1 protein-coding gene is annotated in these 14,431 nt (G+C 61.3%); it reads right to left on the bottom strand.

Translation table 11 applies throughout. The features are described from left to right. Positions 1 to 97: 97 nt before the first annotated feature. Positions 98 to 14,197 (bottom strand): DUF5801 repeats-in-toxin domain-containing protein, encoded by a 14,100-nt coding sequence (locus tag ASD64_RS03875; protein WP_056100962.1) that lies wholly within the window; start codon positions 14,195 to 14,197, stop codon positions 98 to 100. Positions 14,198 to 14,431 lie beyond the last annotated feature (234 nt).

Below are 14,431 nucleotides of genomic sequence, written 5' to 3'. Positions count from 1 at the left end.
CCGTAAACCTGCCCAACTTGCACCAGTACAGCTACAACAACCAGTGCGTGAATTCAACATCGGCCGGTGCGAAAGCCGGCCGATGCTTGTCCCTTGATCAAGGGGTGTGAGGATTGACCGTAGTTGACAGATCATCATCGTAGAGGATCTTCACGCCGGCATCGGCGTTCAGGAAGGCAACGGTGGTGAAGTCGGCGTCGTTGCCCGATCCGCTCTCGTTCACCTGCAACTTGTCGGCTGCGCCATCCCCGCCTTCGAGCGTGCGGACGAAATTGCCAATATTGTCAGCGTTGACGTTGTCCCCCAGAAGTGCGGAGAGATCGACCTCATCGCCACCAACCACTTTGTACTCATAGTCGGTGATGATATCGGCCATCGCCGGCCCCTCGGTGAGCGCCGCATGGTCGATAACGAAGGTATTGTTGCCGTCATTGCCCGTCAGCGTGTTGTGGCCGAGGCCACCGGCAAGAATGTCGTCGCCGTCACCGCCGATGAGGATGTCGTCGCCGGCCCCGCCAACCAGATAGTCGTTGCCGCCGCCGCCGATGAGCGTGTCCTTGCCGCCGCCGCCGATGAGAATCTCGTCGGCATCGGTGCCGGTGATCGTGCTTCCTTCCACGGCCTTGACCGTGACGGTGGCGCTGTCCTGGCTCGTGCCGTCGCTGGCGACATACTCGAAGGAGCCGTCGCTGAAGACGTTTGGCGTCACTTTCACCGACACATTGTCGAAGTCGATATCGGCGTGTTCGTCTTTATCGGTCTTGGCGGTCATCAGGCCACCAAGGTCGAGCGTGTGGGTGCCGGCAGCGAGTCCGACGTCATATGTGACGGTTTTCCAACCGGAATCCTGCGAGTTATCGCCGTCTGCGCCTTTGAGTTCATGCACGAAACCATCTCTGTCCAGACTTTTGTCGTTGATCCGCGCCAGAACCCTGACGTCTTCTCCGTTGTCCGTCTTTTCGCTGAGTTGGGCGCGGTAGGAGAAGGAAATCGCGACCAGCCCTGCCGTTGAGAGTTCGAAGGTACGCTGGAAGCCGCCGTTCATATCTGAACGGTCGTCCTTGTCGCGGCCACCCAGATCGAGGTGTAGCGCTCCGTTATTGCCATCCTGGCCTTCTTTTTTTTGTGAGCCGCCCGCACCCTCACCCGTTCCGCCGTAGAGATTGTCCTGATAGGTAAATCCGCCCCATGAGTTCGACGAGAAATTCTCGTTAAACACGGGAGATTCAGACGGATTCGTCGGATCGAACACCACTTCGCCCGGCTTCGCCACCGTGCCGCCGGCCGCGCTGCTGACCCTTTGGACGCTCAATGGTCCCGACTGGTCGCCGCCGCCATCGTTGTGCAGCAAGGCTTCGGTCGGGATGACGATCGGCGAACCGTCCGTGATGTTGGTCAGCACGATGTCGTCCTGAGCCCCCAGCGGCGCCACGACATTGATCGTCAGATTGGCGCTGGAAGTGTCGCCATCGCCATCGATGAGTTTGTACGTGAAGGTCTCGGTGCCCGTGTGCCCTTCCGGCGCGACATAGCTCCACTCGCCTGTAGCAAAGTCGAAGGTCAGCTTGCCGCCCTCCGGCGTCGCGATGTTGGCGAGCTTGGTGCCCGAGATGTTGGTGGCTGAATTGTCGGGATCGATGACGTTGTTGCCGTCCCATGTGTAGGTGACGCCGCCGATCTTGATCGACAGGATGTGGCCCGCACCGTCGGCCCCGAAGCTGTCGTCGTCGGCGGTATTGGCCTGTCCATCGGTGCCTTCCAACACGTTGCCGGATACGTCACCCGTGGAGATGATGTCGACCAGGCCGTCAACAAGGGCGTCAAAGCCGGACAGCATGATTGGCGCACCGTTACCGTCAACGTCAACTGCCTGCAGCGGGCCAGTCTGGATGTCACTGCCAACGCCGATCGAGGTGACTTCGACATCATAGGCGGTGTTGTTGATGAACGCATTCCATAGGGTCGCAGTCGCCGACTGGATCGGTGTACTCACCGAACCCTGCTGGTTCGGGTTCCCATCGCTCAGGAAGAACACGTGGTTCGTTGCGCCGTTGACAGGCACGAAATGGGCCATCGTCGAGTTAAGCGCGGCCGTATAGTTCGTATTATTCGTAAATCCTGAGCCGCCACCGCGATTGCCACTATTCGAGATTGCGTTGAATGCCGTCTCGAAGGCAGCATAGCTGGAGTACGGGCTGCCGGACATGACATAGGCGCCGTTGGCGAATGCGATCGCCGACACCGACACATCTCCGCTCGTTCCTTCGAAGAAGGTTTTCGCGGCTTTCAGGATTCCCGTGCGCTGCAGATTGAAATCGCTATTGGAGATACTCCCCGAGAAGTCGATCACAAACGCAATGTTGAAATTCTGGCCGTGCCCTTCGGCAACGGTGGCAAAATCGTCGCGCGCTGTCGGGCCGTGGTCGGCAAACTGGATGTTGCCGCCAAGATCGATCGACTTGGTCGAGGTCGCAATGTCGCCGTCACCATCGGTCACGGTCGCCGTGGCGTTCAGCTTGACCAGGCCATTTTCCAACTTGGCCAATTGCTGATCGTAATTGCCGGTATCGCTGTTCGGAACGTGATCGATCTCGGCATTTTGGGTCAAGGTGACCTTGCCGGCCGCATCCACCGCGATCTTGAAGATGGTGTTGTCGGAAGAGATACCTCCCTGTTTCGCGGCAGTCGTGCCGACCACTTCGCCACCCACCATGAACAGCTTGATCGCAGCACCATTGCTCGACAGGCCGGACGACATGCCCTGCGTCGTAACGCTGAGACCGTAGGTCCAGTTCGTTGCACCGACCCCATCGGCGCCCGGCGTGACCGTCGCGTCGAAAGCACTGGCGAAGCTGGTGCTATCGCTGTCGCTGTTCGATCCGATGGTCTGCGCATCCTGCGTGGTCAGGACGATCGACGGATCATTGGCCACCAGATTGATGGTCGGCACGTCGTCGACGATCTTCACGCGAAGAATGCCGGTATCTTCCTCCTTGGTGCCGGAAGAGTCGTTGTCGACAACCTTGACGGTCAGATCTTCGAACAGGTTCTGATCATTGGTTGGCTTATTGTGGGTCTCATTGTCCGTCAGAGTGTATGTATAGTTGACAGTATAGGTGCCATTGCCATTGTCGGTGACGATGACCTTCAGCTCATTGCTAAGTCCGGTCGTGACGGTCGTTTCGCTGCCATCGACCGCAACAGACTGGCCACCGATGGTCAGCGCGGAGATGCCGTCCGGCGAGGTGATGGTGAAGCTGCCGTTATCGGAAGCCGTATGCCCTCCACTGCCGTCCGCAAGTCCAGCCTCATAGACCGTCGCATCGCCGCCATCGACCCCAAGACCGCCGATATCCGGCGTGCTGTCCACCTTGACGTTGATGGTCAGCGAGCCCTTGGCATGGTCGCCGTCACCGTCGACCAGCGTGTAGTCGAACTTCAGTGCTCCGCCATTGTTGGTCGGTGCGTAGTAATCCCAATCGCCGGCCTTGTTGAGACCATTGTCTACGAAGTTGAAGATCAGCTTGCCGCCGAGCGCGTCGGTGATGACAACCTGCGGGTGAGTGCCATCAAAGGTATAGGTATGCCCGCTATATTCGACCGACTGCACATGACCGCCATCGGCACCGAATCCGCCGCCATTGTCGAAAATGTTGCCGCTCGGATTGCCCGGCAGCGAGCCGGTGAGCAAGGGCTCAAGTTGCGACGCCTGGGTGATGAGGACCGGTGGCAGATCGGCATTTCCGGTCTCCCAGGAAATAGGCTCCAGATTTGCCGGACCTTGAATGTCTTTGCCCACGCCAATTGCAAAGGAAGCATCAACATTTTTGTCAGTGAGGAAATCTATCCATTTCTTCTCTTCTGTCGGATCGATCCCGGCGCTACCAGATGGCTGGAAGGGGCGGCCATCAGAGATGAAGTAGACAACGGTCTTGGTCGCTGCGCCCGGCCCTGCACCCCAATTGCTCATGACAGCATTTAGTGCAGCATCATAGTTGGTACCGCTGCCTAAAGTGATACCGGCAATTTGGGACTGCGCAGTGGCCGCACCCAACCACCCGCCACCTCTAACCTGGGCGCTGCCATCAAACTCCACGACCATCACGTTATTATAATCAATGTCCGTATTGTTCAGAAGTTCTTGAGCTGCTTCCTTGGCGAGCGCCAGCCGGCTCTTGCCATCCCCGGCATCTGTGGCGCTCATGCTGCTCGAGTTGTCGATCATCAGCACGATGTTGACGCTCGGGCGGACACCGGCTTCGGCATCCACGGTCATATTGGTCCCGACCGGAATATCGTCGATCACGGTGATCGATGCATCGAGTGCCACGTTGGTGTCTTGATCCGGGCCGCCGTGGTCCGTGACGGTGACGCGGCCATCGAGATTGATGGAAATGATGTTTTCCACATCGTCGGCAGCATTGACCGGATGGTGGTCCACCTTGCTGTTCAGCGTGAAGGTGTAGTCGCCCGTGTCATGATCCAGCGTCAGCGTGAACACCTTGGTATCGGTGCCATTCTGGTAGCCACTTCCGCCACCATTGTTGACGTAGCCGATGAGGTTTCCGCCATCCATGGCAAACAGAACCGGCTGGCCGCCCGAGGTGAGGGGGTCGCCATCTGTGCGCATAACGGCCGGATTGCCTGATAGCGCTGCGAAATCGAAGCTCAAGTCGCCGTCGATGCCGCTTGGGTCGATATTGGTGGCGAAGCTGCCGGTCACCTGGTTCGTGACCGAGCCGAAGTCGCTTTCGTCCGTATCGAGGCCCCGCAAGTCGTCGGCATCCTCAAGTCCGCCCGGCAATACGTGCTCTTCCTCGACGACGCCCGAAACGGCGTCGTTGATGACGAGCGGCTGGTTGACGTTCTGCACCGTCAGGATGACGTCCTGTTCCGCCACCGCGACGTTATTGACAAGGTTGCCCGCCACTTCGCCGTCGCTCGGCACGTCATAGGCGCGCGCCACGATCTTGAGCGTCTGGGAGACATCGGCGTCGACCGTGCCTGGCCCCGTCACCGTCACTGTCAGGGTCACGGTGCCATCGGCACCGGGCGTCACGCCATAGGTGGTGAAGCCCTGCCCGGCATAGGCATCTGCAAGGCCGGAGCCGAGCGCGGTGCCGGCAAGGGGGACGGCGCCATTGCCGGCAACGCCGGTCACCGCCCAGCCCGCCGGCAGGCCGCCGAGCAGGATCTGGTGTGCCTCGTTGCCATCGCCGAGATCTGCGAAATTGGCCGTCACCATCACGGTGAAACTCGTGCTGTCGCCATTGCTCTCGCCCACCAACTGATCGGCCGGATTGTCCAGCGTCGGCTGGGCGGCAACCGTGTCGACCACGGTCGTCGCGGACGCCTGGCCCGTATCCGTGCCGTCCACCTTGGCCTGCAGCGTCAGCGTCACGTCTCGTGAATCATGCTCCGCAAGTTTGACCTTCACCTCGATGCCCGCCTTCAGATCGTCGAGAAGGCGATTGACACCGGCATCCGCACCGCGTGTCAGCGTACCGTTGGTCAGGATGAACACGGTGTTGTCGCTCAGCGTCACCGATGCGGTCGCGCCGGACGGAATTCCGCCGATCGTGGCGCTGTCCACCGGGTCGCCCGCATCCGAGGTCGTCACCTTCATATCGAACGTGAGCGTCAGGAGGGCATCGGTGCCGTCATTGGCGCGCTGGCCGGAAGCATTGTCAGCCCCGTCCTCATAGGCCGTTTCCGCCACTGCCGTAACGGAGGCCGTGCCGCCGGAAACGTCCTGCGGCGTGATCGTCAGCGTCGCCGTCGACAAATCACGGTCGCCGTCCCTGATCGTGTAGACGAAGACATCGCCCTGGCCATCCGTCACCGAGTTCGCCGTGTAGCTGTAGCTGCCATCGGCGAGGAGCGTCAGCGTGCCGTTCACGCCGTGGATGACATCGCCGACGCCCGCGGTCACCGCCGTCGTCGTGTCGGAGCCTGCGGCGCGCACGCCGACCACAGCCCCATCGGATGCGCTTCCGTCCGCACCGAACGCATCGTTGTGGAGAACGCCGCCATCCGCATCGACGTGAAGCGTCTGGCCTTCCTGCACCGAGCCGGTGTCCGCAACCGCAACCGGCCCATCGTCCTCGAAGCGGATGATCGACCCGAGATCGACGGAGTCCGAACGGCTGTCATTGTCGTTATCGGTCACCGTGACCGTCAGGCCGACCGCGCCGTTCGCCAACATTGCTGCCGAAACGCCACTTTCGTCGTGATCGTTCGGATCATTATGCTGGATCGCACGGAACTGGTAGACGTCCACCTTGCCGGAGGCGGCATCGACAGTGATGACGAATGAAACCTTCTCAGCGCCATTTTCGTTGACGTAGCCGATGATTTTCCCGGCTTCGGCCCTGAGCAGGATTTCAGCGCCAGTGGCGGTATCGAGTAGCCCGGATTCCGTCTTGTCGGCACTCAACGAGAAGGAAACACTGCCCGGTTCGTCGGCGCCCACCTTGATGGTGCTTGCAAGCAACGCACCCTGGGCTATGCCCGCATGACCGATGATCTGGCCGTAGGCGCTGCCGAAAGGATCCGCCACGCCATGCTCGTCATTTGCATTGCCATCGCCGGCCTTGACGCCGACTGTCTCGTCCAGCACCAACGCGGCACCCGGTGTCAGTACGATGTCGGCCATCGGGCCATCGTCGTTGACCTTGACGACAAAGCTTCCTTCGCCAAGGCCGATGCTGTCACCATCGCCGTCGGTCGCGCTGAACAGCGCCGAGAAGTCGATGGAGATCTGGTCACTGTCGCCGGTCTGGCCGGCCGCGCCATGGTCGAGTTGGTCGAAGAGGCGGAACTGGACGTCGCCGTCGCTTTCCGCGCCCAGCGCGAACACCAGGCGGAACTCCGCGCCCTGCGGCAGGTCGCCAAGAGCCTGCCCCAACTGGAAAAACTGGGCGAAGCTCAGAGATTCACCGTTCAGCAGGGTTTGCAGGGCGCCGAAGATGACGTCGATTGCACCATCGTTGATGTTGCTGACGTAGCCGAAGACGATCGACCCGGCGTCGGATTCAATCGAGGTGTAGGAGACGGAATCTCCCTTTGAGGTCAGGTTCTGGCCGGCGAGCGCGTCAACCGCACCGGCGTTCAGTTGGAAGCCGCCGCCTGCCTGCGCCCCATCGGCACCGAAATCGACCAGATTCGACAGCGAGCCGTTGCCGACGACCGAGCCGTTCAGGACGCTATTCAGCACGTCGCCGAGAGGGAACCCGTGCGTCTGCTGGTAGTTGTTTTCATCCGTACCCGAATTTACGTCATTGGGACTGGAGCCGGCCGAGCCTTCGATGATGTCGAAGAGAATGAAGTTGCCGGAATCGCCGCCGTGGTTGCTGAGATCGTCCTCGTCGACGGTGATTGTCGCCGATGCACCATCGCGCAGGGCCGGGCTGTCGTCGTCGACATCGATGGAGAACGAACTGCTTGCCGTGTCGCCGTCGCCATCGGTGATGGTGAAGTCGAAATCGAGCGCCAGATTGTCCTCAAACGATCCGTTATCGCCGTGGCCGGGATGGCTGAGCGGCGCCTGCAACGTGAAGGTGTAGGTGCCGTCCGGACGGATTTCGAGCGTGAAGGCAGGCACATCGGTGCCATCGACCTTCATCGTCCCGACCAGTGTGCCGCCGGCACCCGGACCGGCTTGCCAGGCAGTATTGATATCGTGAGGCGTACCGACGCCGTCGGTGCCGACATGAATGCCCTGCAGACTGCCATTGGTCAGTTCGGCCGAGATCGAGCGCAGGCCGTCGCTGCCGGCATCGAAACCGATCTTGCCGGAGGAAACCAGCCCATAACCGTCGTCGCCGGGTCCGCCGGCGATACCGTCAACGAGGTTCTCGTCGTCCACCGATTGTGAATGAACCGCCTTGAGGCTGACATTGTCGATAAGCGCGCCGAACTCGTCGGGCGTGCCCGTGCCGGTGAAGGCCAGCACGGCGTTGTCCATCGGAGCAGTGACCTGGATCGTGACCGTGTGCCACTGGCCTTGCGAATAGGTGGCAGAGTCGAAAGTCACCTCAACGCCGCCGAAAGTGACCTTCATGCCGGCCGTCGCAGCATCGCCGCGCGGCGTATACTGGAAGGTAAGTTCATAGGTCTCGCCGGCGTGTGTGCCGTTCACGGTCTGCTGGATGGTGGCGTTGGTGTGGCCGTGGGCGTCGGGCAGGACGCCGCCGCTGCCGTTGGTTTGCGTGTCGCCATCCAGTTCAATGATGGCGGTGTTGTTGCCGGGAACGCCGCCGGCGCCGCCGGTCTGGACCTCGAACGGCACGCTGTCGCCCTTGGTCCAGCCGGTTATTCCGTCGAAAATGTTCCAGTTGCTGCCGCCAAGACCGTGGCCGTCCTCGAAGCCGCCATTGACGATCAGTTCCGGGCCGTACACGCCTTGATCGGGCGTAACGCCGGTGATCACCGGACCGTCGTCGTCGAAATGGAACGGCGAGCCGTCCGACGTGATGAGATCGACCGTGGCCGACTTCGTCACCTTGTCACCATCGCCGTCCGTGACGGTCACCGTCATCTGCAGCCCGATGGAACCATCGACCAGCTTCAGGATCGCCTCGCTGTCGAACAGGTTGCCGTCGCTGCCGTGGTCGATCGCTTCAAAGAGCGTCGTGGTCAGCTGCTCGCTGCCCGGAACGCCGGAAATCCCGATCGTCAGGACCTCGGTCTCTACGCCATCGATCATCGCCTTGCCGACGATCATGCCGCCTTCGAGATAGAGGGTGATCGGGCCGCCATTCGTCGCGGAAAGCTCAGTGAGCAAGCCGCCTTGCGCCGGGAAGCCGGTGAACTCGAATGTGCGGACCTCTTCCGCTCCCTTGCCATCCGCGCCATAGGTTGCATGGACGTCGAACAGGCTGGAGAGACCGCCAGAACCAAGGCTCGTCGTCACCTGGGCGAGCGCACCGGACACATCGTCAGGGTTGCCGCCATCGGGTGTGTCGCCGACATTGTAGCGATCATCGCCAACCGTCTCGTCGAGTTCGATCGTCAGCAGGGAGACCGCTTCGCCATTCGGCGTCACGGTCAGGGCCGGGCCGTCATCCTCGAAGCGGATTTTGCCTGAAATGTCGAGCGATCTGGTGACGGAATCCCCGTCGCCATCGGTCGCCGTGACCGACACGCCGAGCGTATTCGCGTCGAGCGAAACGCCTTCGTCATGGCTGGCGGTATCGCCGTGCCAGATCGAGACGTACTGCGCCACGGTCACCTGGCCGCTGGCCGCATCGATATGCAGCGCAAAGGCAACTTCATCACTATTCGAATAGACGCCAAGCACGAGCCCGTCGGCATCCTTGACGAGGGATATCGCGTTACCTTCGGTGGTCTTCAGGCCGGAATCGACCGGGCCGTTGCCACCGAGATCGAACGCATAGGCAAGCTTGCCCGATTTCGCGGCGCCATCCGAGCCGTAGTCGACGCTGACAGCGACGATGGAGCCCGATCCTTGCGCATATTGCGTCGCCGGCATGTCCGCATCGGTCCCGGCATTGACGCCGCTGAACAAGGCCGAAACGCTCGATGCATCGACTTCGCTCGAATCGGCGTCCTTGCCGTTCGTCTCGTCGACGATGATGATGTTGGAAAGCTTGACGTTGGCCAGATAAGTGCCGGTGCTGTCGCCGCTGACGCCGATCTCCTTGAAGACCAGTCCGTTGTTGCCGCCAATCGCGGTGACCGGCAGCGAAATCGTCTGCATATTGCCGGTGTTCGGCTCGAAGACGCCGATCGACTCACCATTCCAGAAGACTTCGACCTTGGCGGTGCCGGTGTGATCGCCACTATTGGGCGTACCGCGTCCGATCTCGAAGGTGAGGTTGTAGACCGCGCCGTCGGCGAGGCCGGCGATGGCCTGCGAAACCTGGACGTTGCCCGGCGTGGCTTCCAGATCGACCATGACGCTGTTGGTCGGGCTGTGCGCGTCGCGATAGCCGTCGCCGACCTTCTCGAGCAAGGTCGAGCCGGAGCCGCCTTCGTCGGAGGATCCGATGCTCCATCCCGCAGCAGATCCGTTGGTGAAGCCGCTTCCGTCGCCCCAGGCATCGTTGTTCGGCGTGAACCCGTTGAAGAACAGGCCGTTGACGATACCGTCCACATGGCTGAGCGTCAGCGTCGGACCGTCGTCCTCGAACCGGATGACCCCGCCGAGATCGGCGGAATCCGAGTCCGAGTCGCCGTCGAAGTCGGTGACGGTGACCACGAGGCTGATGGCGCCGCTCGCCAGCGTCTGCGGTGCACCCGCCTCATCATGGTCACTTGTGTTGGGATGCTGGATGGCGCGGTATTGGAATACCTCGACCAACCCGGAATCCGGGTTGACCGCGACAACGAACGAGACTTTCTCCGCGCCGCCTTCCATGACATAGCCGATGACGTTGTCGCCATCGACCTTCAGCAGGATGTCGCTGCCGGTGGCGGTGTCCGTCAGGCCCGAACCGTTCGCACCGAGCGTCAGGGAGTAGACCGTGGCGGCCACATCATCAGCGCCGCCCTTCGAATTGTCGACGAACAGCGTGCCTTCACCCGCCTTGGCATGGCCGATCAGGTCGCCATAGGCGGCAAACGGGTTGGGAATGCCTGCCTCGTCGGCGGCATTCAGATCGGCCGCATCGGCGCCAACGCTCTCGTCCAGCACCAATTGCGCGCCAGACCCCAGTCCGATCTGGGCTTCCGGAACGTCGTCGCGGACGGTGACCTTGAAGACGTCCTTCAGCACGACGCTGTCGCCGTCAAAGTCCGTTGCCTTGATCAGGCTGCCAAAGTCGATCGAATTGGCGTTCGAACCCTGCAGGCCGGTATTCTGGTTGCCGCCCAGATCATGGTCGAGTTGGTCGATCAGYTCGAACTYGTAGCTGCCATCGGCATTGACGGTCAGCTTGAACACCGGCCGGTCCTGGCCCTCGTTGTACTCCTGGCCGATGCCGGACGCRTTGACGAAGCCGTAGAGCACGTTGYCCTKCACGTCRTAGCTCAGTTCGCGGCCCTGCGATTCCAGATGCAACTGCGTCAGCTGGCTGCGAACGCTGCTCTCCCCGATGAACGAGAAGGTCAGCCCATCGTCCGCCCCCGAATGCACAAGATTGGCCAACGTGCCGGTCACCGTCGCCGCGCCGCCAGCGTTCACATTGGCGTTGCCGGTGTAGGAGCCGTCGCCATTGCCATCGTCAGGGCTGGTGCCCGTCGACTGGTCGTTCAGAATATCGTCCTCGTCGACGGTGACGAACTCCKTGCCGCCCTTCACCAGTTCCGGAACGTCGTCGCGGACCTTGATTTCCAGTTTGCCGGCAAGGTCGACCCAGTCGCCATCGCCATCGGTGGCGCGCACCGCTGCGCCGAAATCGAGCCAGACGACATCGCCCTGGACCGCGCCCTGAAGGTCGAAGTTCTGGTCGGCACCTTTGCTCGGCCGGTCATGGTCGAGCTGGTCGAACAGGCGGAATTCGTAGGCGCCTGTCTGCGGGTTGATCGTGAACTCGAAAACCGTGCGGCCGTCCGCGACCGCCGTCAGCACCGTACCATTGACGGAATACTGGAGGTCATCGCCCTTGGAACTCAGCCCCAGGCTGGTGAAATGGGCGATAGCCTGGTCGGAAATCGAGAAGCCGCCTTTGCCGTCGGAACCGAAATCGACATAGCCGGCCAGCGTGCCGGTCACCGTCGCCGCGCCGCCAGCGTTCACACTGGCGTCGCCCGTGTAGGAGCCGTCGCCATTGCCGTCGTCAGGGCTGGTGCCCGTCGACTGCGATGTGCGCATATCGTCCTCGTCGACGATATGCCTGGTTCCCTGCGCGTCCAGGATCTTCGGGCCGTCATCGTCAAAGGTGAAGACCGAGCCGTTGGGCGAGATCAGGTCGACCGTCGCCGACTTCGTGATGGAATCACCATCGCCGTCGATGCGGGTCACTTCATACTGGAGCTGGACCGAACCGTCGCCGACAAGTCGGAGGACCGCTTCGCTGTCGAAAATGTTGTCGTCGCTGTGCTCGACCGCTTCATAGAGCGTCGTCTGCAACTGAGGGATGCCGTTTTTGTAGACGATGTTGATGGTGAACACATCGTCGCCTTGGGTATCGCGACCCACGATGCCGCCATTCACAAGAAGAAGCTTAATCGCGCCACCATCTGTTGCGGACAGATTTGTGGCCACGCCCTCAGTCGGAATGCCGACAAAGCTCAACTTGCCGCTCGTGTCGCGCTCGCCATCGGAGCCGGCATCGCCGCCGATCTCGAACAGGCTGGTCAGGCCGTCGGAGATCTTGGTGATGGTCTGGGCAAGGATAGGGCCATTGTTTGTATTGACGTCGTCGTTCGGGCCACCATCCTGAGACTCGCTGCCGTTGTAGCGGTCGGATCCAACCGTCTCGTCCAGTTCGGCCATCAATTGTGACCGCGCACCTTCCTTCGCATCGACGGTCAGTGTGGGGCCGTCATCGTCGAAGGAGAAAGCCGAGCCGCTATTGGTGATGAGGTCGATCGCGCCCTGCGCCGTGGTCTTGTCGCCGTCGCCGTCTTCGATCGTCACTTCGTATTGCAGCTTGACCGAACCGTCGCCGACCAGCTTGAGCACCGCCTCGGTATCGAACCGGTTGCCGTCGCTGCCGTGATTGATCGCTTCAAAGAGCGTCGTGGTCAGCTGCTCGCTGCCTGGAGCGCCGGAAATCCCGATCGTCAGGACCTTGGTCTCGACGCCACCGATCATTGCCTTGCCGACGATCATGCCGCCTTCGAGGTAGAGCGTGATCGGGCCGCCGTGGGTAGCGGACAGATTCGTGGCAATGCCCGTCTCGGGAATGCCGATGAGGCTCAACTTGCCGACGTCGTTCTGGCCCTGGAGATCGGCGCCGTAATGCTTGGTGACGGCGAAAAGGGCCGTCAAGCCACCGTCGACCGCCGTTGAGACGCGCGCGAGCACGCCAGCGGCATCGTCGGTGTTGGCGTTGCCACCGGCATCCTCGCCTTCGCCGATACCGCCATTGTAGCGGTCGTTGCCGGCTGAAACCTCCACCGCAAGCGCTGCGAGGGCCGGAGGCTGATCGCCGTTACCCGACTGCACCGTCTCGTCGAGCTCGACGGCAAGTTCCGACTGGCCGTTCTGGGCAGCCGTAATGCTGATCGTGGGAACATCGTCTACGATGTCGATGCGGATCGTTGCTTCTCCGGACAGGCCGCCACGGTCGGTGACCGTCAGGTCGAAGAGGTCGCGATCCTGTTCGATGTTGGCGCCATTGTTGGTGTCAGGATTGGTGTCGAAGGCTTTGGTCAGTTCGTAGACATAGGTCGCCTTGCCGGTCGCGACATCGTAGCTGGTGATGGTGAGCCTGCCGTACAGACCGTCCACGGATTTGCCGGCCAGGCTGTCGATGGCGAACAGATGGCCATTGATCGTCAGGCTGACGATATCGGTGATGGTGTCGGGATCGGAAAGGGTAAAGACCCCATGTACGAACTCGCTGTTGCTACCGGAGTTGGTCCCGATGCCAAGGCCGGCTTCCATGACCTGCTTGTCGGTCAACTCGATGCCTCCGGCGCCATTGCCTCCCTCGCCGCCACCGCCGCCGCCGATAACGTCGTCATCGTCGAGATCGATCAATGGGCCGCGATTGGTACGGCCCGGGAAAAATTCACGCTCGTCCAGCGCGCCGAACTGCAGCGCTGTCGGCGGCAGCAGGTCGATGATGGGGCCGGCATCGCCGATGCCGGGGAAGGGCATATCGAAATTGCCGCCCGCGCTTTCCGAACCGCCGGCTGCAGCGGTAAGCGTTCCGTCAGGACCGGCCGCCACGTTGATGTCATTGGCCTGGAGTGCGGCAACAAGCGCTTCCTGCGGGATCTCGACGTCGTCGATGACGAAGGTCGGCACATGCAAGGCGGCATGTTCAATGACGATGCGGGTGCCGTCCGGCTGAACCAGCACCAGGTTGTCGCCGTCGATCTCGATGCGTTCGATCGACGTACCAGCCGCCAGCTTGACCGTATTGTTTTCCCCAATGGCGACGACGACGGAAGCGGGAACTGGGGCAACCGCGGCGGGGGCAGGCGCGGCACCGGCAGAGGGTGCGACCTCGGCTTGCGCAACCTGGATTTGCTGTTCGCTCTGGAATTCGATCGGGCGCTCAGCGTCTTCGCGAGCTGCGTCGGATGCGTACAGATTATCGTTGAAGCCTTCGGTAGCCATGCCAAACCCCTTCTCTTACTGGTTGCATCGAAGCCATGAAATCTGCAACCGATCAATGGGGGGCGGCATGTCTCCATATAACGAGATATGCGAAGCCTCAGATTATTTACAACTGGTTAATACTTAAGGATTTACTAAAAATAGACTTATGTGAAATGGGTTTACCCCAACAAGAGGGCAGGCACAGTTACGGAAACGAGGCTGGTGTCCATACCAGGATTGCTGGCGAACGCC

The organism is Mesorhizobium sp. Root157 (assembly GCF_001427385.1).
Classification (GTDB): Bacteria; Pseudomonadota; Alphaproteobacteria; order Rhizobiales; family Rhizobiaceae; genus Mesorhizobium.
Note: the sequence above shows the minus strand (reverse complement) of the source record. Positions and strands in the feature narration are given on the sequence as shown.